Here is a 23,200-nt window from a genome sequence, read left to right as displayed (position 1 = left end):
CGCACGCCGTGCGCCAGGCCCACCGGACCCCCATGAGCGATCCACACGCATTCCCGGCGCCTTTTCGCGTCGCAGCCGTCCAGATGGTCAGCACGCCGGAGCGCGAGCGCAATCTGCACGACGCCGGCCGTCTCATCGCCGAGGCGGCCGACAACGGTGCGCGGCTCGTCCTGCTGCCCGAGTACTTCTGCTTCATGGGCTTTCGCGACGCCGACAAGTTGGCCGTGCGCGAGCCTTACGGCGATGGGCCGATCCAGCGGTTTCTGGCCGATGCGGCACGCCGGCACGGTATCTGGATCATCGGCGGCACGCTTCCGCTCGCCGTCACGGATCCGGTGCCCGACGCCGAGCGCGTGCTGAACACGACGCTCGTATTCGATCCCGAAGGCAACGAGGTCGCGCGCTACGACAAGATCCACCTTTTCAACTTCGAAAAGGGCGCCGAATCGTTCGACGAAGCACGCACGATCCGCCCGGGCCGCGACGTACGCACGTTCGAAGCGCCGTTCGGACGCGTGGGGCTCTCGGTCTGCTACGATTTGCGCTTTCCTGAGCTTTACCGGCGCATGGGCGACGTGGCGCTCATCGTCGTGCCGTCGGCGTTCACCTATACGACGGGGCGCGCGCACTGGGAGACGCTGCTGCGCGCGCGCGCCGTCGAAAATCAGTGCTACGTGCTCGCCGCGGCGCAAGGCGGCACGCATGAAAACGGCCGCCGCACCTGGGGCCACAGCATGCTGATCGATCCATGGGGCGAGATCGTCGACGTGCGCACCGACGAAGGCCCCGGCATCGTCGCGGGCGAAATCGACGGCGCGCGCATCGACGAAGTGCGGCGCAGCCTGCCCGCGTGGCGCCACCGCGTCCTCTCCTAGCCGTCATGCCCGACCGACCCATCGTTCGAACCCGGCCAGCCATTCCGACATTCACAGCCTCCTTTCTCGAACTATCCGCATGAATATCATCGAACCCGGCATTCGCAATCTCGCGACCGCGAAGGAAGTCTTGTTGGCCCCCTACGGGCTCGACGAGGCGCTGCTCACGCGTACGCTCGCCGATATCTTCACGCACCGCGTCGACTATGCGGACCTCTACTTCCAGGCCACGCGCAGCGAAGCATGGAGCCTCGAGGAAGGCATCGTGAAGTCGGGGAGTTTCAGCATCGACCAGGGCGTCGGCGTGCGCGCCGTCGCGGGCGACCGTACGGCATTCGCCTACTCCGACGACCTCTCGCCCGAGGCGTTGCGTCAGGCCGCCGAGGCCACGCGCTCGATCGCCAAGGCAGGCGGCGGCAAGCAAAAGATCCAGGCGGCGAGTGTCCTGAAGGGCATCGCGGGCCGCGATCTCTATCTGCCCGCCGACCCGCTCGCCTCGCTCGACGCCACGGCGAAGGTCAAACTGCTCGAGCGTGTCGAACTAATGGCGCGCGGGCGCGATCCGCGCATCACGCAAGTCATGGCCGGGCTCGCGGGCGAGTACGACATCGTGCTCGTCGCGCGCAGCGATGGCGTGCTCGCCGCGGACGTGCGGCCGCTAGTGCGCGTCTCGGTCACCGTGATCGCCGAGCAAAACGGCCGGCGTGAGATCGGCTCGGGCGGCGGCGGTGGCCGCTTCGACTACGGCTATTTCTCCGACGACGTGCTCTCGAGCTATGTCGACGATGCCGTCAATGCGGCGCTGGTCAATCTCGATGCGCGGCCGGCGCCGGCAGGCACCATGACCGTCGTGCTCGGGCCGGGCTGGCCGGGCGTGCTGCTGCACGAAGCCATCGGCCACGGGCTCGAGGGAGACTTCAACCGCAAGGGGTCGTCCGCGTTCGCCGGACGCATCGGCGAGCGCGTGGCGGCCAAGGGCGTCACGGTCGTCGACGACGGCACGCTACCGAACCGGCGCGGCTCGCTCAACATCGACGACGAGGGTAACGCCACGCAATGCACGACGCTGATCGAAGACGGCGTGCTCAAGGGCTATATCCAGGATTCGCTCAACGCGCGGCTCATGAAAATGCCGGTGACGGGCAACGCGCGGCGCGAATCGTATGCGGCGCTGCCGATGCCGCGCATGACGAACACCTACATGCTCAACGGCGACAAAGACCCGGCCGAAATCATCGCATCGGTCAAGAACGGGCTTTACGCCGTGAACTTCGGCGGCGGGCAAGTCGACATCACGAACGGCAAGTTCGTGTTTTCGGCCTCCGAGGCGTACATGATCGAAAACGGCAAGGTCACCTACCCTGTGAAGGGGGCGACGCTGATCGGCAGCGGTCCCGAATCGCTGAAGTACGTGACGATGATCGGCAACGACATGTCGCTCGATACCGGTGTCGGCGTGTGCGGCAAGGAAGGACAGAGCGTGCCCGTCGGCGTCGGCCAGCCGACGCTGCGCATCGAGAAGATGACGGTGGGCGGCACGCTTTGAACCGGCTTCGAATCCGCGCGGGCGCGCGAAAAATATCCGTTGTTCGGTCGCCCCGCGTGGATTTTTCGCTTTTTTCCCCTCCGACGGCTTGTCAGCCGTGCCGGCGGAGCGTATAAAGCCCGGATACCCGTTTCCAACGCGCTTTCCCCACTCATGAGCCCGAAGTTTTACTTTTACTTCTTTTGGCATCTCAGTCCGCCGGCGGATCGAGAGGGGTGTTAGCGCGTGACGCGAACCTGAATTCCCGAAAAACCGCCGGCGAGTCCGGCGGTTTTTTTTCGCCGCGACCCGCCAGCCCTGCACCTTCACTGTTCGTCCGTCGTATCCGGAACCACGCGGAACCACGCCGAACGGATCGAGAGGTGCGCCCCACACCGAGTCGACAAGGAGAAATACAGCATGGCCCCGCACAATACCGACGATGTCCGCATTCGCGAACTCAAAGAGCTCACACCGCCCGCTCACTTGATTCGCGAATTTCCGTGCACAGAGCCGGTCGCCGATCTGATCTACGGCGCGCGCACGGCGATGCATCGCATCCTGCACGGCATGGACGATCGTCTGATCGTCATCGTCGGCCCTTGCTCGATCCACGATCCCGCGGCCGCGCTCGACTACGCGCGCCGGCTCGTGCACGAGCGCAAGCGCTTCGCGAGCGAGCTCGAGGTGGTCATGCGCGTCTACTTCGAAAAGCCGCGGACGACGGTCGGCTGGAAGGGACTCATCAACGACCCCTACCTCGATAACAGCTTCAAGATCAACGACGGCCTGCGCGCCGCGCGCGAATTGCTCGTCGGCATCAACGAGCTCGGCATGCCTGCAGGGACTGAATACCTCGATATGATCAGCCCGCAATACATCGCGGACCTCGTCTCCTGGGGCGCGATCGGCGCACGCACGACCGAGTCGCAAGTCCATCGCGAGCTCGCGTCGGGGCTCTCGTGCCCGGTCGGTTTCAAGAACGGCACGGACGGCAACGTCAAGATCGCGGTGGATGCGATCAAGGCGGCCTCGCAACCGCACCACTTCCTCTCGGTGACGAAGGGCGGCCATTCAGCCATCGTTTCGACGGCAGGCAACGAGGACTGTCACGTGATTCTGCGCGGCGGCACCACCCCGAACTACGATGCGCAAAGCGTCGATGCGGCGTGCTCCGCTATCGGCAAAGCAGGCCTCGCGGCGCGGCTCATGATCGATGCGAGTCACGCCAACAGCTCGAAAAAGCACGAGAACCAGATTCCCGTGTGCGCCGAGATTGGAAGGCAGATCGCGGGCGGCGACGAGCGCATCGTCGGCGTGATGGTCGAATCGCATCTGGTCGCGGGGCGCCAGGATCTGCAGGAGGGTTGTACGCTGACCTACGGCCAAAGCATCACCGATGCATGCATCGGCTGGGACGAAAGCGTCGGCGTGCTGGAGGGGTTGGCGGAGAGCGTCAAGCAGCGGCGCATCGTCCGCGGTAGCGGCAACTGAAGCATCGATGCGCCAATGCGGTTCCGGCCTCCGGTTCAGATCGCGCCGGAGCCGAACACCTCGGTGTGAATGCGTGCCGCGTCCACACCGAGCGCAATCAGCGCTTCGCGCTGCTGCTGCATGAACGGAACCGGCCCGCACAGGTAGTAGTCCGCATCGGGCAGAATCGCTTGATGGGCGATGCGCGAGAAATCGATGCGGCCCGTGAGGTCGTAATCGACACCTTCGCGGTCGGTCTCCGACACTTCTTCGTAAAACACTGCCCGCGAAACGTTCGCATGCGTCGCCATCGTCTGTGCAAGCCAGCGCTTGAACGCATGCACGCGGCCGTTGCGGCAGGCGTGCACGAACGCAATGCGGCACGGGCTCTCGGCGGCCACGAGCGTGGAGATCATCGACATCATCGGGGTCACGCCGACACCGCCCGAGACCAGCACGACCGGCGTCGTTTTTTCGAGATCGAGGCGGAACTCGCCCATCGGCGCCGTGACTTCGACGATCGAACCGACCTCGACACCCTCATGCAGTAATGTCGAAAGGCGCCCGGCCGGCACGTCTTCGCGCCCCGCTTCACGCTTGACCGAAATGCGCAGCCATTTGCCGTGCGGCGCATCGGAGAGGCTGTACTGCCGCGGCTGGTCGACGCCGAGCTCGCCGACATAGCGTTTGACCGAGACGAACTGGCCCGGCACGAAGCCGCACGCAGCGCCGCCGTCAGCGGGCGTCAGGTAGAACGAGGTGATCTCGTCGCTCTCGACTTCCTTGCGCGAGACGACGAACGGGCGATAGCCGCTCCAGGGCGCGGCGCCGTAGAGCTTCGCCTCGGCGCCGATCATGATTCCCGCCAGTTGCGCATAGGCGGCGCGCCACGCCTCGAGCGTTTGCTCGTCGACCGCATCGCCCAATACTTCGACGACCGACGCGAGCAGGTTTTCACCGACGATCGGATAGTGCTCGGGGCGGATATTGAGGCTCGCATGCTTGTTCGCGATCCGGCCGACGGCCGAACCCAGCGCACCGAGATTGTCGATATTCGCGGCATAGGCGTAGACCGCGTGGGCGAGGGTATGAGCCTGCGTGCCGCTCGCCTGGTGCGTCTGGTTGAACAGATTGCGCAGCTCGGGGCGGTTCGCGAACATCCGGCGGTAAAAATGCTTGGTGATCGTTGCGCCGTGCTCGGCGAATACGGGCGCGGTCGCCTTGACGCGTGCGATCTGGTCTGCGGTGAGCGGGGTCGTCATGTCGGGTGGGCTCCTTCTAAACATTGATCAAGAATACATCTTACGAGAGTGTATCCGACATACGACACTTTGTCGCACCGCAGCATGCTGCGAGCGACCGCTGGCCGGGTGGATCGGCGAGACTGCGCGGGCTATTTCCCGGGGCGCTGACGTTGCCACAAGACATCGCCCGTACCGCCGGCGCGGTTCAGCACCCGGGCGAGCACGAACAACAGGTCGGAGAGGCGATTGACATATCGGCGGGGCGCGGCTTCCAGCGTCACCGTTGCGCCGAGCGCGACGATCGAGCGCTCCGCGCGGCGGCAGACCGTCCGGCACACATGCGCGAGCGCCGCCGCGCGGGTGCCCCCCGGCAGAATGAATTCGGTGAGCGGCGGCAACGCGGCGTTGTAGTGCGCGAGCCAGCCGTCGACACGGGCCAGATGTTCGTCGCCGATCATCGTATGGCCCGGAATGCAGAGCTCGCCGCCGAGATCGAACAGGTCGTGCTGCACGGCCGTCAGTACCTCGCGCAAGTCCTCGGGCAACGGCTCGGCCAGCAGCACGCCGAGCTGCGAATTCAACTCGTCGACTTCGCCGATCGCCTCGATTCGTGCATCGTCCTTGCGTATGCGGCTGCCGTCGCCGAGGCCAGTCGTGCCGTCATCGCCGGTGCGCGTGGCGATCTTGCTCAAACGGTGTCCCATCGAGGTCTCCTTCGTAGTCGCTGCACGTCGGCCCGCCGCCCTGGCGGCGGCCGAAACGGCCTCATTATAGGAGCCGGCTGAACGGCACGCTCCACCGGCCACCTCGGCACGTGCCTGTGCCGCGGCGGCGTAGAATGGCCAAAACGATATCGGAGATGATATGGACCGTCCTCCCGCCGACGTTCATCCGCTGCATCCCCAAGAAGGACGTCCTGGCGCCGCTGCCCCGCGCCCTCGCCGGCCGTTTGCTCCCGAACTGTTCACCGCGCTCGCGAGCGCTTTCGGTCAACGTGTTTCAACGGCCGAGGCGGTACGCGCACACCACGGCCGCGACGAGTCGCCGTTCGATCCTCAACCGCCCGATGCGGTGGTCTTCGCCGAATCCACCGAGGACGTGCGCACGACGATCGAGCTCTGCGCGCGCTACGGCGTGCCCGTCATTCCGTATGGCAACGGCTCGTCGTTGGAAGGGCATCTGCTTGCGGTGGAAGGCGGTGTATCGATCGATCTTTCCGGCATGAATCGCGTCCTGTCGATCAATGCGGAAGATCTCACGGCCACCGTCGAGGCCGGCGTCTCGCGCAAGGCGCTCAACGAAGCGTTGCGCGACACGGGGCTCTTCTTTCCGATCGATCCTGGCGCGGATGCGAGCATCGGCGGCATGTCGGCCACGCGGGCCTCGGGCACCAACGCCGTGCGCTATGGGACGATGCGAGAAAACGTGCTCGGCCTCACGGCGGTGCTCGCAGACGGTCGCGTCATCAAGACGGGCACGCGGGCGCGCAAATCGTCGGCCGGCTACGATCTGACCCGGCTCTTCGTGGGCTCGGAGGGCACGCTCGGCGTCATCACCGAAATCACGGTGCGGCTTTATCCGCAGCCGGAAGCCGTTTCGGCCGCCGTCTGCGCCTTTCCGTCGATGGGCGAGGCTGTGCGCACCGTCATCGAAACGATTCAACTCGGCGTGCCCGTCGCTCGCGTGGAATTCGTCGATATGCTCGCGATCCGCGCGATCAACCGTCACTCGAATCTGACGCTTGCCGAATCGCCGACGCTCTTTTTCGAGTTCCACGGCACCGAGGCGAGCGTCAAGGAGCAAGCCGAGACGGTACAGGCGCTCGCCGCCGAACATGCGGGCAGCGGTTTCGCCTGGGCCACGCGCCCCGAGGAACGCAGCCGGCTCTGGAACGCACGCCACAACGCCTATTTCGCGATGCTGCAACTCAAGCCGGGCTGTCGCGCCGTCACGACCGATGTCTGTGTGCCGATCTCACGGCTGGCCGAATGCGTGGTCGAAACGGAAGACGATCTACGCGGCTCGCCGCTGCCCTGCCCCATCGTAGGACACGTCGGCGATGGCAACTTCCACGTCGCGATCCTGATCGACCCGGCCCGGCCCGAGGAATTCAGCGAAGCCGAACGCCTGAACCGGCGTATTGTCGAGCGCGCGCTGCGCATGGGCGGAACCTGCACGGGCGAGCATGGCATCGGTCTGCACAAAATGGATTTCCTCATCGACGAGCATGGCAGCGATGCCGTCGATGTGATGCGCGCGCTCAAGCATGCGCTCGATCCGCGCAATCTGATGAATCCGGGCAAGATCTTCACCTACACGGCCTGAGACAGGCGAGGAAACCGATGGCAACCGCAGCCCAAACCGATCCGGCGATGTCAGCAGCGCTGCGCGAAGAGCGCCAGCGCGAAGTGGTCCAGGCGCTGATGGCCACGCTGCCCGCGCGCTGTCTGCTTTATCGTGATGAAGAGACCGCCCCATATGAATGCGACGGGCTCAGCGCCTATCGGCAACTGCCGCTCGCGGTAGCACTGCCGGAAACCGAGGCGCAGGTGCTGCGTATCGTGCAGATATGCAAGCGCCTTGGCGTGCCGATCGTACCGCGCGGCGCGGGCACCGGGCTGTCGGGCGGCGCCACGCCGATCTCGAACGGCATCGTCGTTTCGCTCGCGCGCTTCACGAGAATCATCGATGTCGACTCGTATGCGCGCACCGCCACCGTCCAGCCCGGCGTGCGCAACCTCGCCGTCTCCGAAGCGGCCGCGCCCTATGGGCTTTACTACGCGCCCGATCCGTCTTCCCAGATCGCCTGCACGATCGGCGGCAACGTGTCGGAAAACTCGGGCGGCGTGCATTGTCTGAAGTACGGACTGACCGTGCATAACGTCTTGCGCGTGCGCGCCGTCACGCTGGAAGGCGAGATCGTCGAATTCGGTTCGCTCGCGCCCGATACGCCCGGGCTCGATCTGCTTGCCGTCATGATCGGCAGCGAAGGCATGTTCGCGATCGTCACGGAAGTGACCGTCAAGCTGATTCCGAAGCCGCCGACGGCGCAAGTCGTCATGGCGAGCTTCGACGATGTCGTCAAAGGCGGCAACGCGGTGGCGGCCATCATCGCGGCGGGGATCATTCCGGCCGGGCTCGAGATGATGGACAATCCCGCGACGTGCGCGGTGGAGGCGTTCGTCGGCGCCGGCTACGATCGCGACGCCGCGGCCATCCTGCTTTGCGAGTCGGACGGCACGCCCGAGGAAGTCGCCGAAGAAATCGCACGGGTGACCGCCGTGCTGCGCGAACACGGCGCCACCCGGTTGCAGATCTCCCGCACCGAGGCCGAGCGCCTCAAATTCTGGTCCGGCCGCAAGAACGCCTTTCCGGCCGCGGGCAGGCTTGCGCCCGATTACTACTGCATGGACGGCACGGTGCCGCGCCGCAGTATCGGACCGCTGCTCGCGCGCATCGAGAAGATGGAGAGCACCTACGGTCTGCGCTGCATCAACGTCTTTCACGCCGGGGACGGCAACATGCATCCGCTCATTCTCTTCGACGGCAACGATCCCGACCAACTGCATCGCGCGGAGGCGTTCGGTGCCGAGATTCTCGAGGCCTGCGTGGAGCTGGGCGGCACCGTGACGGGCGAACACGGCGTCGGCATCGAAAAAATCAATTCGATGTGCGTCCAGTTTTCTCCGGCCGAATGCGATGCGTTCTTCGCGGTCAAGCGCGCGTTCGATCCGGACGGGCTGCTGAACCCCACCAAGGGCATTCCGACGCGCGCGCGCTGCGCCGAGTACGGAAAGATGCATGTGCGCGGCGGCCTTTTGCCTCATCCGGAGCTGCCGCGCTTTTAGCCCTCGCCGCCGCGCACCGCCACGCGTATAAACCCGTGGCTTGCCTGCCCCGGGTCGGCCGGTAGAATGAAGCCCTGAGGCAAAAGCGGCAACCGGATGAACGACACCATAAAGCGGGAAGCCATGCAAGACGACGAGATCCTCGGCTACTGGGCCGAGCGTATCCGCGCAGCCACGGCTGACGAGCGCCCCTTGCGCATCCGCGGCTCGGGCACGAAAGACTGGTACGGCCAGGCGCTCAACGGCGAGATTCTCGACACCCGCGCGTATCGCGGCATCGTTTCGTACGACCCTGCGGAGCTCGTCATGACGGCGCGCTGCGGCACGCCGTTGACGGAGGTCGAAGCGGCGCTCGCCGAACACAACCAGATGCTCGCGTTCGAGCCGCCCCACTTCGGCCGCTCCGCCACGCTGGGCGGCTGCATCGCGGCGGGTATCGCGGGTCCGCGCCGCAGCTCGGCCGGTGCGCCGCGCGACTTCGTACTCGGCGTCACGATGATGGACGGCCGCGGCGAAACGCTGCGTTTCGGCGGTCAAGTGGTCAAGAACGTTGCGGGGTACGATGTCTCGCGACTGATGGCGGGCTCGCTCGGCACGCTCGGCCTGATGCTCGATGTGTCGATCAAAGTCCTGCCGTTGCCCGTGGCCGAAACGACGCTCAAGTTCGACATGAACGGCACCGATGCAGTACGCAAGCTCAACGAGTGGTGCGGCCGCCCGTTGCCGATCACGGCGAGCGCCTGGCGCAACGGTACGCTCGCGGTACGCCTCTCGGGCGCCGAGAACGGCGTGAAGACAGCCCGCAATACGATCGGCGGGGAAGTCGTGGATGCCGTCGAGGCCGAGCGCTTCTGGGCCGGCTTGCGCGAGCAGACCGATCCGTTCTTCGCGACGATTCCGCCGCGCTCGGCGCTCTGGCGGCTCGCGTTGCCGTCCGTCACCGAACCGCTGCAGCTGCCGGGCGCGCAGCTGATGGAGTGGGGTGGCTCTCAGCGTTGGTGGATCACGGATACCGATGCGCAAACGGTACGTATCAGCGCCAAGCAGGCCGGCGGTCACGCCACCATTTTTCGCGCAGGCCGCGAGTTCGATCGCAGCGCCGGGGTCTTCACGCCACTGCCGGCGCCGATCATGAGGATCCATCGAGGCCTGAAGGCCGCCTTCGATCCGGCACGCATCTTCAATCGCGGCCGCCTCTACGCGGACTTCTGAGCCATCCCAAGACCCCGATCGACTGAGCGACGCGATGCAGACACAACTGGCGGACTTCATTCGCAATACGCCGGACGGCGAAGAGGCCGATGCGATTCTGCGCAAATGCGTTCATTGCGGCTTTTGCACGGCCACCTGCCCGACGTACCAACTGCTGGGCGACGAACTCGACGGCCCCCGCGGCCGCATCTATCTGATGAAGCAGATGTTCGAGGGCGCGCCCGTCACGCGCAGTACACAGCTGCATCTGGACCGCTGCCTGACCTGCCGCAGCTGCGAGACGACCTGCCCTTCGGGGGTGCAGTACGGGCGGCTCGTGGAAATCGGCCGGCCACATGTGGATGCGACCGTGCCGCGCCCGCTTCGCCAGCGGTTGATACGGCGGCTGCTGGCGAGTCTCTTGCCCAACACTGCCGTATTCACGCCGCTCATGCGGCTCGGCCAGCACGTGCGGCCGTTTCTGCCGCGCAAGCTGCGCGACAAGGTGCCGCCGCGCCAGCGTCTGCTTCAGTGGCCCGCCAAACGGGCGGTGCCGCACGAACGCAAGGTGCTGCTGCTCGCCGGCTGTGTTCAGCCGGCGATGTTGCCGAACATCAACATTGCGGCCGCGCGCGTACTCGATGCGCTCGGCGTCGAGGCGATCGTGGCGCCGGAGGCCGGCTGCTGCGGCGCGATTCGCTTGCACTTGAGCTACCGCGAGGAAGCGCTCGACGATATGCGCCGCAACATCGATGCGTGGTGGCCGTATATCGAAACGGGTATCGAGGCGATCGTCATCGATGCCTCGGGCTGCGGCGCGACGATCAAGGAGTACGGGCACTTGCTGCGCGACGATCCGGTCTACGCGGACAAGGCGCGCCGCGTCGCCGAACTCGCGTGCGACATCGCGCAATGGCTGCAGGGCTTCGAACCGGAACTCACGGCGCTCGCGCGCCGCCGCGGCGTGCATACCGTTGCGTTCCATCCGCCTTGCACGCTGCAGCACGGGCAGCAAATCCGGGGCGTGGTCGAACGGCTGCTGACGTCGCTCGGCCTCGAAGTGCGCGTGCCCGCCGACAGTCATCTATGTTGCGGCTCGGCAGGCACTTATTCGATCACTCAGCCGTCGCTCGCCTATACGTTGCGCGATCGCAAGATCGACACCCTCCGGGTACTCGAGCCCCAAATGATCGTATCGGCGAACATCGGGTGCATCACGCATCTGCAAAGCGGCACATCGGTACCCGTCGCGCATTGGATCGAACTCGTCGAGCATATGTTGGCTGCGTAACACGGCGCGGCGGGCGCGACGCCTCGAACATGACCGATCCGGTCCAGCAGAATATGCTGCGGCGTGACCCCGAAACGCCACGATCGCGCTATTTCGCGATTTATTTGGCGAATCGGCCGAGGGTCGTTGCCCGGTAGCATGGAATCGTCAACCGCTCCACGCTACCGGATACCGAATCATGTCGAACTCCTCGCTCGTCGAAGCCGATCGCAAACACCTGATCCACCCCGTCGTCAGCTATCGCGCGCATGAAGCGCGCGGCGTGACCGTACTCGAGTCCGCGCAGGGCGTCTTTCTGCGCGACGCAAACGGCCATGAACTGCTCGATGCGTTCTCCGGTCTGTGGTGCGTCAACACCGGCTATGGGCATCAAAGCATCGTCGAGGTGGCCGCCCGGCAAATGGCGCGACTGCCCTATGCCACGGGGTACTTCCATTTCGGCTCGGAGCCGGCCATCGAGCTTGCCGCGAAACTCGTCGAATTGTCGCCCGCGTCGTTGCAGCACGTGTACTTCACACTTGGCGGGTCGGACGCCGTCGATTCGGCGCTGCGCTTCATTACGCACTACTACAACGCCACCGGGCGACCCACGAAAAAGCACGTCATCGCGCTCGAGCGCGGCTATCACGGCTCGTCGGCGATCGGTGCAGGGCTGACCGCACTACCCGTTTTCCATCGCCACTTCGATCTGCCGCTTGCGACGCAGCACCATATTCCGTCGCCGTATCCGTACCGTAGCGAACACGCCGACGATGCCGCCATCATCGCTGCCTCGGTGGCCGCGCTCGAGGCCAAAGTCGCCGAACTCGGCGCACAGCATGTCGCCGCGTTCTTCTGCGAACCGATCCAGGGCTCGGGCGGCGTGATCGTGCCACCCGCCGGCTGGCTGCGAGCGATGCGCGAAGCGTGCCGCAAACTGGATATTCTGTTCGTCGCCGACGAAGTCATCACGGGTTTCGGCCGCACCGGACCGCTCTTCGCCTGCGAGGCCGAACGAGTCGAGCCCGACCTCATGACCGTGGCGAAGGGGCTCACGGCGGGCTACGCGCCGATGGGCGCCGTGCTGATGTCGGATGCCGTCTATCAAGGCATTGCCGACGGCGACCCCACGGCGGCGATCGGCCATGGTCATACCTATTCGGCACACCCCGTCAGCGCCGCGATCGGGCTCGAAGTGCTGCGTCTTTATCATGAAGGCGGATTGCTCGCCAACGGCATCGCGCGCGGGCCCCGCTTCGCGCAGGGACTCGACGCGCTGCTCGCGCATCCGCTCGTCGGCGACGCACGGCATCGCGGCTTGCTCGGCGCGCTCGAACTCGTCGCGGATAAAACGACCAAACAGCGCTTCGATCCATCGCTCACGCTGCCCGAGCGCATCGCCACGGCCGCGTACGCGAATGGCCTCGTTTTCCGTGCGTTCGGCGACGGCGTCCTGGGGTTCGCACCCGCGTTGTCCTTCACGGAAAGCGAATTCGATCTGATGTTCGAGCGCCTCGAAAAGACGCTCGACGATGTCCTCGCGCAATCCGAGGTGCGAGCCGCGCTCAAGGCATCGAGTGAACTGGGAAGCCGTGCTGCCGCGTAAGTTCGTGACGCATGGCCAACGGTGTGTCCACAGGCGGCTGCGGTCCGCCTGTCGGCGCATCAGGCAAAGCGCGTGCTGCCGGTCGCCACAGCGTCGCGCGCCCTCGCCTGCTGCAGGAATTCGGTGGGCGTGACGCCGCAAAAGCGCTTGAAATGGCGCGCCAAGTGGCTCTGATCGAAAAACCCGACTTCCGCGGCCACCACGGCGCCCGGCACGCCCGCGAGCAACAGCGACTGCGCGCGTCGCACGCGCACCCGGCACAGGTACTTGTACGGTGACAGTCCGATCCGCTGGCGAAACACGGTTGCGAAGCGAGAAACGCTGAGCGCCGACATTTCGGCCAATTCGGCGAGGCGCACGGACTTGTCGAAATTCGCTTCCATGTAGGCCAGCACATCGCGAAGCGCGCTGTCGGGTGCATCGACGATCTGCATGATCAGGCCTCGCTCGGCGAAAAGACGTCGGCGCTCGCCAGCGGCGCATCGGATGCCCTGTGCGCGAAGCGAGCAACGGAAAACGGTTCGAGCGCGATCTCGGTGCGGCCGGTGTCGAGCAGTTCCGCCAGCGTCTCTCCCACGCCGGGACCGATCTGAAAACCGGATCCGCTGAAGCCGGATCCATAGAAAAGACCGTCCGTCGTGGAACTGGCGCCGACGATCGGCTCCGCATCGGGCAGGTAGCTCTCGACACCGCTCCAGACGCGAATGACGTTCAGCGGTGTCATGGCCGGAACGAGCCGTCGAAACTGTGCGAGCTGGCGGACCGTGTTGATTGGCAGCACGCCTGCACGGCGCGTCGCCACGTCGGCCGGTCCCGGCGGACCGCCGCCCAATATGATGTTGCCGCGCGGAATCTGCCGGAAATAGACGCTCTCTTCCTTGATCGACGTATAGACGCCCATCGACGAGCCGAAGACGTAAGGCACCGGCTCCGTGACCGCCATCTGCGGACCGCGCGCCACAAGCGGAACGGGCTCGCCGAATTGCGTCGACAGTGCGTTCGCCCATGCGCCGGCACAAATCAAGAGCTGCTGCGAGCGGTAGATATCGCCGCGGACGCTCTCCACGCGAAAGCCACCCGCTTCTTTGTCGACACGCACGATCTCCGTGTTCTCGACGATGCTCGCGCCGAGCCGGGCCGCCGCCCGCGCGAATGCGGGCGCGGCAAGACGGGGATTCGCATGCCCATCGAGCGGCGAAATGGAGGCGGCCAGCACCTCCCTGCTCAAAAACGGGAACCGCCGGAACATCGCCGCGCCTTCGAGCACCTCGAGATCGAGACCGTATGCACGCGCCTCCAACGCATAGCGATGAAAATACTCGGCGTCGTGCGCGTGGTAGCAAACGCGCGTATGCCCCGACGGGAGGAATTCGACGTCGTCGCCGAGCAATTCCCGCGAGCGTCGCCACGTTTCGAGCGCGCGATTGGCCATCGGGAGTTGCGCAAGCACTCGGCCCTGGCGGCGGATCCCGCCGAAATTCACGCCGCTCGCCTGCTGGCCCGTGAGCCCACGTTCGAGCAACGTCACCGAGCGGTCCCTGCGGCGCAAAAAAAACGCCGCCGACGTCCCGACGATTCCGCCGCCGATGACGATCACGTCGGCTCGGTTGCTCATTCGCTGAACTCCTGCGTGCATCGACCCGCGTGTTCCAGGGTCCGTTCAGCGCGGCACGCCGGCGCGATCGCCATCGGCAACGGCTTGACCGGCGCCTGAGCGCGCAGCCGCCCCACCGCTTCGAGCGGAACATGTGCTTCGGCAGCGATGACTTCGGCGCCCGCGTGCGCGCAAAAGCGGCCTTGACAACGCCCCATGCCGACGCGGGAGAACGCCTTCGCGCGGTTCGCTTCCGTCGCGCCCATCTCGCGCACGACGCGGCGCAACTCACCGGCCGTGATCGCCTCGCAACGGCAGACGATCGTATCGTCGGGCAGCGCGGCCGCGAAACGCGCGGGCCACGGAAAGGCGCGGCGTAAGCCGGCTGCGAAGCGCGTGAAACGTCCGAGTTCGGCGCGCAGGCGCGCGGCGCCTTCGCGCTGGATTCCGGCATCGCTCAGGGCCGCCAACGCGGCGAGCCGGCCCGCGCGTTCGGCGGCATCCGCGCCGCGAACACGCACGCCGTCGCCGGCGAGATAGACGCCGGCGATGCTGCTGCGGCCATCCTCGTCGATACGCGGCAGCCACGTCTGCGTCGCATCGTCGAAATCGAAGTCGCAGCCCGCGAGGTCGGCAAGCTGGGTTTCCGAGCGCAAGTGATAGCCGAGCGCGACCGCGTCGCAGGGCACTTCGAGGGTCGTTGCGTCGGCGAGCTTCACGCGCACGCCCGCCACGCCATGCTCGGGCGAACCGTCGATTTCCACGGGCGTGACGCCGCGATGAACGCGAACGCCCGCCTTCTTCAGCACGCGCATGAGCGCCAGGCCCTTGCGCAGCGTCGAAGGGATTGCGAGCAGTTGCGGCAAAGCGCGCAGGCGCTGCGCAAAGGTCGACGTATCCAGGACGGCGCTCACCGTCGCGCCGGCTTTCACATATTGCGCGGCCACCAGGTACAGCAATGGCCCGGTACCCATCATCACCGTGCGCGCACCGATCGCGCAGCCTTGCGATTTCAACGCGACCTGCGCGCCGCCCAGGCTGAAGGTCCCTGCGAAATGCCACCCCGGTACGGGCATCAACCTGTCCGTCGCGCCGCTGCAAACGATCAACGCGTCGAATGCGACCTCCTCGTAGCGCGTGCCGCTGACGACATGGACCGCCTTCGCCCCGATGTTCCAGACCAGCGTGTCGGGGCGATAGTCGATGGATGGGCGCATCGCCTGGAAGTCGCGGTGCAGCGCGGCCGCCCTCGCCGCTTCGGTGCCATAGAGCGTCCCGTACGAGCGGGAAAACCCGTCGGGCTGCCGTCGATAGATCTGGCCGCCGTCCTTGCGGCCCTCATCGATTACGACGGGGCGCAATCCGGCTTCGACGAGCGCTTGTGCCGCGCGTACGCCCGCGGGACCCGCACCGACCACGACGACCTTCATCGCTTTCACATCCGGACGCGCGGCCATACGCCTTCCCCAACGAGCGCCGCGCGCGTGACGATCGACATGCCCGGCGCGGCCGGGGTCGTACAGGCTCGTAGGCGCTCGCCCTCGGCTGTCCAGACCCAGCAGTCCTGGCATGCGCCCATCAGGCAGAAACCCGCGCGGCGTCCATCGCCGAACTCGGAATCGCGCAATGTGTCGTGCGTCGTCAGCAAGGCAACCATCAGCGTGTCGCCCTCGGCCGCCTGCGTGGGGACACCGTCCACGATCAGATCGAACGTCTTGCGTCCTGTTTCGGCGACCCTCACGAAGCGCGAACTCATGGCGTCACTGCTTCGGCTCTCTGCATGCGGACCAGATCCGCCGCCGAATGGTGGCATCGGATTTCGACGCCCGAGGGAAGCTTCGTCATCGAAGGCGGTGTGACGTTGCACTTCCCGTCGATACGGGCCGTACAGCGCGAACGGAAACTGCAAAGCTGGTCTGAATCGCTGGGCGGCCCCATCGCGGGCAGCGCGCCCGACGTCATGGCACGGCGCGTATCGAGCCAGCCCGGACGCAGCGCGGGCACCGAGTCGACGAGCAGACCCGTGTAAGGGTGATAAGGGGGTGCGCTCAACGCGTCGCGCTGGCCCGCTTCGACGCACTGGCCAGCATAGAGCACGACCACTTCGTCGCAGATCGCCCGCACCGTCGAGATGTCATGGCTGATGAACATGTACGAGACACCGAGCTCGCGCCGCAATTCGCCGAGCAGCTCGAGGATCGCCGCACCGACCACCGTGTCGAGTGCCGATGTCACTTCGTCGCAGAGGATCAGTTCCGGATCGGCGGCGAGCGCACGGGCCAGATTCACGCGCTGCTTTTGTCCGCCCGACAGGCCGCCGGGCTGGCGTTTCGCCACCGAGGCCGGCAGCTTCACGAGGTCGAGCAGTTCGAGCATGCGCTTGGTCGCCGCCGCGCCGCGCAGCCCGTGATAAAAGCACATCGGCCGCGCAAGGATATCGGCCACCGTGCGGCTCGGGTTCAGCGCCGTATCGGCGTTCTGGAACACGATCTGCACGCGCCGATACTGCTCGAGCGTGCGCTCGGACAGCTTCGCGGGCAACGATTTGCCGTCCAGCAGCACGTCGCCGCTTGCGCGGTCCACGAGCCCGGCAACCACACGCGCGAGCGTCGTCTTGCCCGAACCCGATTCTCCGATGACCCCGAGCGCGCTGCCGCGTGCGATCTTCAGGCTCACGTCGTCGAGCACCCGCACCGCGGGCAGTCCATTCGAACCGACGCGCCCGTAGCCCGCGCTCAAATGGCGAATTTCGAGCAACGGCACGCTCGCTTCCGGCGCGGCTACGACGGGGTCGGGGTCGGGATGGCGCGTGGCGGCCAGCAACTGGCGCGTGTATTCGTCGGCCGGCGCATCGAGCACTTGGGCCGTCACGCCGTTTTCGCGCACTTTACCGCCGTTGAGGACGACGATGCGGTCCGCCATCTGCGCCACGACGGCCAGATCGTGCGAGACATAGACGGCCGTCGTGCCCAGTTCGCGGATGACCTTCTTGAACGCGGCAAGCACTTCGATTTGCGTCGTGACGTCGAGCGCGGTCGTCGGCTCGTCGAAGACGACGACCGCCGGGTCCGTGATCAACGCCATGGCCGCCATCAGGCGCTGCAGTTGTCCACCCGATACCTGGTGCGGATAGCGCGAACCGATCGTCTCCGGCGCAGGCAATGCGAGCGAGCGGAACAGTTCGATGGCCTTCGCGCGAGCCGCGGCCGGCGTCATCAGCTTATGCAGCAGCGCCGGCTCGATCACCTGATCCATGATCGTGCGGGCGGGATTGAACCCCGCCGACGCGCTTTGCGCGACATAAGCGACCGCGCGTGCACGCAACGCACGCCGCCCTTTCTCGTCGAGCGACAGCACGTCGACGCCGCCGATCCTCACCGAGCCACCAGCGATCGAACACCCGCCGCGCGCATGGCCGAGCAGCGACAGTGCAATCGTCGTCTTGCCGGAGCCCGACTCGCCGATGAGCGCCAGCACTTCGCCCTTTTCGACGGTGAAATCGACGCCCTTCACGATCTCGACGACCGTCTCGGGCGCGATGCCCGCAACGACGCGCAGCCCCCTCACCTCGATCATGCTCATCGGCCACCTCCGTTAGCGCGCGCGCCGTGGCGCCGCAAGCTGTCGATCAGCAGGTTCACCCCGACCGTCAGCGTCGCGATCGCGACCGCCGGCATCAGCACGGCGGGTGCGCCTTCCGACAGACCGCCGATGTTCTCGCGCACGAGCGACCCCCAGTCGGCATCGGGCGGCTGCACGCCGAGGCCGAGGAAGCTCAGACCGCTCAACAGCAGCACGATGAACACGAAACGCAGGCCGAAATCCGCGAGCATCGGATGGATCATGTTGGGCAGTACCTCGACGCGAGCGATATAGAGCAGCCGCTCGCCGCGCGCCCTGGCGACCTGCACGTATTCGAGCGTCATCAGGTTGACCGCCAATGAGCGCGAGATGCGGAATGCGCCGGGAATATAGGCGAGCGCAGCGACCATGATCAGCATCGGCACCGACGAACCGAACGCGGCGATGATGACGAGGGCGAGCACCTTGCTGGGAATCGAAATCAGTGCGTCGAACAGACGGCTCAAGATTTCGTCGACCCATCTGCCCGACACGGCCGCGACGAGGCCGATGAACGTGCCGATACAGCTGGCGAGCACGGCCGATGCAAGCGCGAGCCCCACGGTATATTGCGTGCCGTAGAGCACGCGGCTCAGCATGTCGCGGCCGAGGTAATCGGTGCCGAGCAGATGCGCAGAGCTGCATGCGCCGAAGATTTCCGTCGACGTGACCGCACCGCCCTTGTACGGCGCGACGAGCGGCCCGATGAACGCCACGCCGAGCCAGAATACGATGATCGTCAGCCCTATCAGGCCGAGCACCGAGAAGCGGCTCGCGAAACGGCGTAATACGCTGCGCTTGACGGTCAATGCTTCGATGGGCACGTCCTGGAGCGCATCGGCGCAAGGCTTCGCCTCTTCGCCGGGCGCCGAGTACAGCACGGTGGTGCCATGGGATGTGGCGGGTCGGTTCATCGTTGACGCAGCCTCGGGTTGGAGATGATTTGACACATATCGGCGATCAGCACGAGCACGAGATAGGCGGAGCAGAACACCATCACGCAGCCTTGCACGAGCGGCATGTCGCGGTTCGTCACGGCATCCACCATCAGGCTCGCGAGCCCCGGATAGTTGAAGATCGACTCGACGATCACGACACCGCCGAACAGATACGACAAACTCAAGGCGATGGCATTGGCAATCGGTCCGATCGTGTTCGGGAGGACATGACGCAAAACGATGCGTCCGGGGGACGCGCCCTTCAATCGCGCCATCTCGACATACGGGGCGTTCAACTGGTCGAGCACCGCCGCGCGCGTCATGCGGGCCATCTGCGCGACGATGACACAGCACAGCGTCGTCACGGGCATCGCATAGATGCGCACGAGCGCACCGAACGACGTCACCTCCGACAGATACGACAGCGCGGGCAGCCAGCGCAGCTTCACCGCGAAGATCAGCACGGCGATCGTCGCGATCAGAAACTCGGGAACGGCGACCGTCGACAACGTCAATACGTTGAGCGTGCGATCGAGCAGCGAGCCGCGAAACATGGCGGACAGAATGCCGATCAAGAGCGCGACGGGAACCGACACCAGCGTGGTCAATCCGGCGAGCATGAGCGAGTTGGGCAAACGCGTCGCAATGAGTTGACTCACGGGCATGCTGTTGGAGAGCGACGTGCCGAAGTTGCCCGTCACGACGTGCGCGAGCCACTCGAAGTAGCGCTGCAGCGCGGGCTGATCGAGGCCGAATTGATGACGCAAGGCGGCCACCTGCTCGGGCGTCGCCGCTTGACCGAGCGCCTGCTGGGCCGCGTCGCCGGGCAAGAGCCCGGTCAGGCCGAACACGATGGCCGAAACGATCAGCAACGTGAGCAGCGCGAGACCGAGCCGTGCCGCAATGAGTTGTTGCGCGTGAACTTTCATCGGACGACATCTCCGGTTAAGAGTTGCGCGGCCGCCGCGCGCGGTGCCGAAACCTGCTGCCGTTTCGAGCCGCGCGCGGTGCCGCGCAGGTGGATCAGGTATCCAGCCATACGTTCTCGGCAAACTTGAAGCCCATCAGGCCGGCAATCGGAATCGAGCCGAGCCCCTTGAGCTTCGTCGAATGCGCATCGATCGAGCTCAGGAACATCGGAATGCCGACACCGCCATCGTCATGCACGAGCACCTGCATATCGCCGTAAATCTTCTTGCGCTTGGCCTCGTCCGGCTCGCCGCGGGCCGCCACCAGCATCTGGTCGAACTGCGGGTTCTTCCAGTTGGCCTCGTTCCACGGAGCGTCCGACTTGAAGAACTGCGTGAAGATCACATCGGCGCTCGGACGCGCGTTGATGTTGCCGAACGTCAGCGGATGCTTCATCCAGTGATTCGACCAGTAGCCGTCCGAAGGCGTACGCACCACTTTCAGATTCAAGCCGGCCTGCGGTGCGACTTGTTGCAACAGCATGGCCATTTCGACGGAGCCATCCGCGGCCGGCGAGGCGTAGACCTGCACCGGCGCGTTGCCGAGCTTTGCCTTTTGGAAATAGAACTTCGCCTTTTGCGGATCGAACGTACGCTGCGGCAACCCCGCGAAGTAGTACTTGTTGGTCGGATCGATCGGTTGATCGTTGCCGATCGAGCCATAGCCGAGCAGCACCGTATTGCGAATCTGTTCGCGATCGAGCAGGTACATCAAGCCGCGGCGGAAATCGGCGTTGCCCGTGATACCGCCTTCGTCGCGCATGATGAGGTCCGTGTAGCCGCCTGTTTTCGTCTCCTGCACGGCGAAACCCGACGTCCCCTTGATGCGCGCGGCCGAGCGCGGATCGACCTGATTGATGAGCTGCACGTCGCCCGACAGCAGCGCGTTCACGCGCGCCGGCTCGTCGCCGATACCCACGAGCTCGATCTCGTCGAGATGCGGCAGTCCCGGCTTCCAGTAGTGCTCGTTGCGCACCACGACCGTACGTACGCCGGGCGAGAAATCCTTGAGCTTGAACGGGCCCGTGCCCACGGCCGTCTTGAAGTCGCTCGTCCCGTCCTTGACGATCATGAAATGCGAATCGGCGAGGATCACGGGCAGGTCGGCGTTCGCCCCTTGCAACGTGATCGTCACTTCGTTCGGGCCGCTCGCCTTGACCTCCTTGAACTGATCCGCGAGCGTCTTCGCCTTCGATGCGGTAGCCGGGTCCTTGTGGCGTGTCAGCGACCAGACGACATCGGCGGGCGCGAGCGCCTTGCCGTCATGGAACTGCACGCCGTTGCGCAGCTTGATGACCCAGACCGTGGCATCTTTCGTATCGATCGATTGCGCAAGCGCCATCTGTGCGCCGAGATGCGAGTCGTACTCGGTCAGGCCGTTGTACAGCATGTTGGCCCGCACATAATCGGTCGAAACCGCTCCCTTGGCCGGATCGAGCGTATCGGTGGCGGACGAGGATTGCGTCGCCACGCGAATCTTGCCGCCCTGCTTCGGCTTGCCCTGTGCTAGTGCCTGGCCGCTCATGGCGAGCAGCCCCGCGCCCGTCATCGACATCATGCCGCTCGCCATCATCGCGCGCAGAATGTCGCGCCGCGCGGCGCCACGCCGTGTCAGTTCTTCCAGTCGTACGCCGCTGCCGGCTACGTCTTCGGGCGAATTATCGATGCTCATGAATCTCTCCGCGTGAGGTGGTCTTGTGGGGGAACGGCCGTTTTGGTCAATTGCTCGATACAGCGTCAATAAAAAACGTCTTTGATCTGGTAGTACGCGCCGACGAGCGGCAAAAACCAAGGCTTGCCCGTATGCCCGGGAATCGCGGGCCAGTCGAAATCGCGCCACGGATTGGCGGCCGGATTACCGCTCATCACCTCGGCCATCACCTGTCCCATATGCGTCGACATCTGCGTGCCGTGTCCGCTGTAGCCCATCGAAAACCATATGCCGCCATGCTGTCCGGCGCGCGGCAGACGGTCGGCCGTGATATCGACGAGTCCGCCCCAGCAGTAGTCGATCCGCGCCCCTGCGAGACTCGGAAAGAGCTGCGTGAGATTCCCGCGCAAGATGCGGCCGCTCTTCTCGTCGGATGGCTGCTCCGATGCCGTGAAGCGTGCCCGGCCGCCGAAGAGCAGGCGCGAGTCGGAGGTCACCCGAAAATAGTTGTGCATGAGGCGGCTCGTCGTGTATGACCGCCTCTTCGGGAAGAGGCGCGCGAGCGCCGCTTCGGGCAGCGGCTCCGTCACGACGATGAACGAGCCGACCGGTGCCAGCCGCCGCCGGTACCACGAAAAGGGACCGTGCCGCGAGGGGCCCGTCGCGATCAGCACCTGCTGGGCCCGCAGGGTGCCGCGCGACGATTCCACGCGATATCCGGTGCCATCCTTCTCGATCGACGTCACCGCCGCATGCTCGAAGAGCTGCGCGCCATGGCGTGCCGCCGCATTCGCGAGCCCGACGGCGAACTTGCCCATGTGCATCTGTCCGCCGCGTTTTTGCAGGAGGCCGCCGAAGAAGCTGTCCGAATCGACTTCGCTGCAAATCCGGTCGCGGCCGATGATCTCGACGTCGGAATCGACCTCGCGATGAATCAGCTCGGCCGTGCGCTGCAAGTGTTCGAGATGACGCGGCTTCGATGCGAGCTTCAGCTTGCCCGAAGCCAAGTAATCGCACTCGATCCGCTCCTCGCGAATCAGCCGCTCCACCGTATCGACGGCCGCCGCGTAAGCGCGGTAGCAGCCCTGCGCACGCTCCACGCCAAGTTGCTGGCGCAGTGCGGCGTAATCCTGCGCCACGCCCGTGTTGCATTGACCGCCGTTGCGCCCTGATGCACCGCCTCCCATGCGCCCCGCATCGAGCACCGCGACGCTCGCGCCGCGACGACCGAACGCGAGCGCCGCGGAAAGCCCGGTGAAGCCGCCGCCGATGACCGCGACGTCGAAACTTCCCTGCGCCGGCCCCTCGCTTGCGTAGACACCCGCAGGCGCGGTATCGAGCCAGTAGGAATCGAGCTTCATCGTGCAACCTCGGGGCTAAGCCGGGTGAAAGAACG

At 65.6% G+C, this 23,200-nt stretch carries 19 protein-coding genes; 8 read left to right on the top strand and 11 right to left on the bottom strand.

What is annotated here, in order from left to right; all coding sequences use genetic code 11:
- The first annotated feature begins 32 nt into the window (after positions 1-32).
- From ACR9ZC_RS10340 to aroG, 3 genes are all read left to right on the top strand, one after another.
- Positions 33-875, top strand: a complete 843-nt coding sequence (locus ACR9ZC_RS10340) for a carbon-nitrogen hydrolase family protein (RefSeq protein ID WP_481580198.1) — start codon at positions 33-35, stop codon at positions 873-875.
- A gap of 79 nt (positions 876-954) precedes the next feature.
- Entirely contained in the window at positions 955-2,421 is a 1,467-nt protein-coding gene (gene tldD / locus ACR9ZC_RS10335; protein WP_481580197.1) for a metalloprotease TldD, read from the top strand.
- Between the two features lie 399 nt (positions 2,422-2,820).
- Positions 2,821-3,894: a 3-deoxy-7-phosphoheptulonate synthase AroG gene (gene aroG / locus ACR9ZC_RS10330; protein WP_481580196.1), complete on the top strand. Its 1,074-nt coding sequence runs from the start codon at positions 2,821-2,823 to the stop codon at positions 3,892-3,894.
- Positions 3,895-3,929: 35 nt separating this feature from the next.
- On the opposite strand, the gene hmpA is transcribed toward aroG, so the two are convergent.
- Together hmpA and ACR9ZC_RS10320 are read right to left on the bottom strand one after the other, a co-directional pair.
- Positions 3,930-5,135, bottom strand: coding sequence for an NO-inducible flavohemoprotein (hmpA, locus tag ACR9ZC_RS10325; RefSeq protein ID WP_481580195.1), 1,206 nt, complete (start codon positions 5,133-5,135; stop codon positions 3,930-3,932).
- Between the two features lie 131 nt (positions 5,136-5,266).
- Positions 5,267-5,821: a cob(I)yrinic acid a,c-diamide adenosyltransferase gene (locus ACR9ZC_RS10320; RefSeq protein ID WP_481580194.1), complete on the bottom strand. Its 555-nt coding sequence runs from the start codon at positions 5,819-5,821 to the stop codon at positions 5,267-5,269.
- Between the two features lie 160 nt (positions 5,822-5,981).
- Between ACR9ZC_RS10320 and ACR9ZC_RS10315 the strand changes: the two genes are divergently transcribed.
- From ACR9ZC_RS10315 to ACR9ZC_RS10295, 5 genes are all read left to right on the top strand, one after another.
- Positions 5,982-7,442, top strand: coding sequence for an FAD-binding oxidoreductase (locus tag ACR9ZC_RS10315; protein WP_481580193.1), 1,461 nt, complete (start codon positions 5,982-5,984; stop codon positions 7,440-7,442).
- Between the two features lie 17 nt (positions 7,443-7,459).
- Complete coding sequence (locus ACR9ZC_RS10310; RefSeq protein WP_331567970.1) at positions 7,460-8,965, top strand: FAD-linked oxidase C-terminal domain-containing protein; 1,506 nt, start codon at positions 7,460-7,462, stop codon at positions 8,963-8,965.
- A 123-nt stretch (positions 8,966-9,088) separates the two neighbouring features.
- On the top strand, positions 9,089-10,177 hold the full coding sequence (gene glcE / locus ACR9ZC_RS10305) for a glycolate oxidase subunit GlcE (protein WP_481582637.1): 1,089 nt from the start codon (positions 9,089-9,091) through the stop codon (positions 10,175-10,177).
- Positions 10,178-10,211: 34 nt separating this feature from the next.
- Positions 10,212-11,447, top strand: coding sequence for a glycolate oxidase subunit GlcF (glcF, locus tag ACR9ZC_RS10300; protein WP_440560348.1), 1,236 nt, complete (start codon positions 10,212-10,214; stop codon positions 11,445-11,447).
- 178 nt (positions 11,448-11,625) lie between these two features.
- Complete coding sequence (locus ACR9ZC_RS10295) at positions 11,626-13,032, top strand: aminotransferase class III-fold pyridoxal phosphate-dependent enzyme (RefSeq protein WP_481580192.1); 1,407 nt, start codon at positions 11,626-11,628, stop codon at positions 13,030-13,032.
- 59 nt (positions 13,033-13,091) lie between these two features.
- On the opposite strand, the gene ACR9ZC_RS10290 is transcribed toward ACR9ZC_RS10295, so the two are convergent.
- From ACR9ZC_RS10290 to ACR9ZC_RS10250, 9 genes are all read right to left on the bottom strand, one after another.
- A complete protein-coding gene (locus ACR9ZC_RS10290; RefSeq protein ID WP_481580191.1) occupies positions 13,092-13,466 on the bottom strand; it encodes a helix-turn-helix domain-containing protein in 375 nt (124 codons plus the stop codon).
- Between the two features lie 2 nt (positions 13,467-13,468).
- Positions 13,469-14,647, bottom strand: coding sequence for an NAD(P)/FAD-dependent oxidoreductase (locus tag ACR9ZC_RS10285; protein ID WP_481580190.1), 1,179 nt, complete (start codon positions 14,645-14,647; stop codon positions 13,469-13,471).
- A complete protein-coding gene (locus ACR9ZC_RS10280; protein WP_481580189.1) occupies positions 14,644-16,083 on the bottom strand; it encodes an FAD/NAD(P)-dependent oxidoreductase in 1,440 nt (479 codons plus the stop codon). The genes ACR9ZC_RS10285 and ACR9ZC_RS10280 overlap by 4 nt, the downstream gene beginning before the upstream one ends.
- Complete coding sequence (locus ACR9ZC_RS10275; protein ID WP_331567976.1) at positions 16,062-16,382, bottom strand: (2Fe-2S)-binding protein; 321 nt, start codon at positions 16,380-16,382, stop codon at positions 16,062-16,064. The genes ACR9ZC_RS10280 and ACR9ZC_RS10275 overlap by 22 nt, the downstream gene beginning before the upstream one ends.
- Positions 16,379-18,208, bottom strand: coding sequence for an ABC transporter ATP-binding protein (locus ACR9ZC_RS10270; RefSeq protein ID WP_481580188.1), 1,830 nt, complete (start codon positions 18,206-18,208; stop codon positions 16,379-16,381). Before ACR9ZC_RS10270 ends, ACR9ZC_RS10275 begins: the two co-directional genes overlap by 4 nt.
- A complete protein-coding gene (locus tag ACR9ZC_RS10265; RefSeq protein WP_481580187.1) occupies positions 18,205-19,161 on the bottom strand; it encodes an ABC transporter permease in 957 nt (318 codons plus the stop codon). Before ACR9ZC_RS10265 ends, ACR9ZC_RS10270 begins: the two co-directional genes overlap by 4 nt.
- The gene (locus ACR9ZC_RS10260) at positions 19,158-20,114 is read right to left on the bottom strand and encodes an ABC transporter permease (RefSeq protein WP_481580186.1); all 957 of its coding nucleotides are present in this window, start codon (positions 20,112-20,114) and stop codon (positions 19,158-19,160) included. Before ACR9ZC_RS10260 ends, ACR9ZC_RS10265 begins: the two co-directional genes overlap by 4 nt.
- Positions 20,115-20,208: 94 nt before the next feature.
- The gene (locus tag ACR9ZC_RS10255; protein WP_481580185.1) at positions 20,209-21,825 is read right to left on the bottom strand and encodes an ABC transporter substrate-binding protein; all 1,617 of its coding nucleotides are present in this window, start codon (positions 21,823-21,825) and stop codon (positions 20,209-20,211) included.
- Positions 21,826-21,890: 65 nt separating this feature from the next.
- Positions 21,891-23,165, bottom strand: coding sequence for an NAD(P)/FAD-dependent oxidoreductase (locus ACR9ZC_RS10250; protein WP_481580184.1), 1,275 nt, complete (start codon positions 23,163-23,165; stop codon positions 21,891-21,893).
- Positions 23,166-23,200 lie beyond the last annotated feature (35 nt).

It is taken from the genome of Trinickia sp. HAY1-2D (assembly GCF_056754935.1).
The sequence above is the reverse complement of the archived record's forward strand: the minus strand, read 5'-3'. Positions and strand labels throughout refer to the sequence as shown.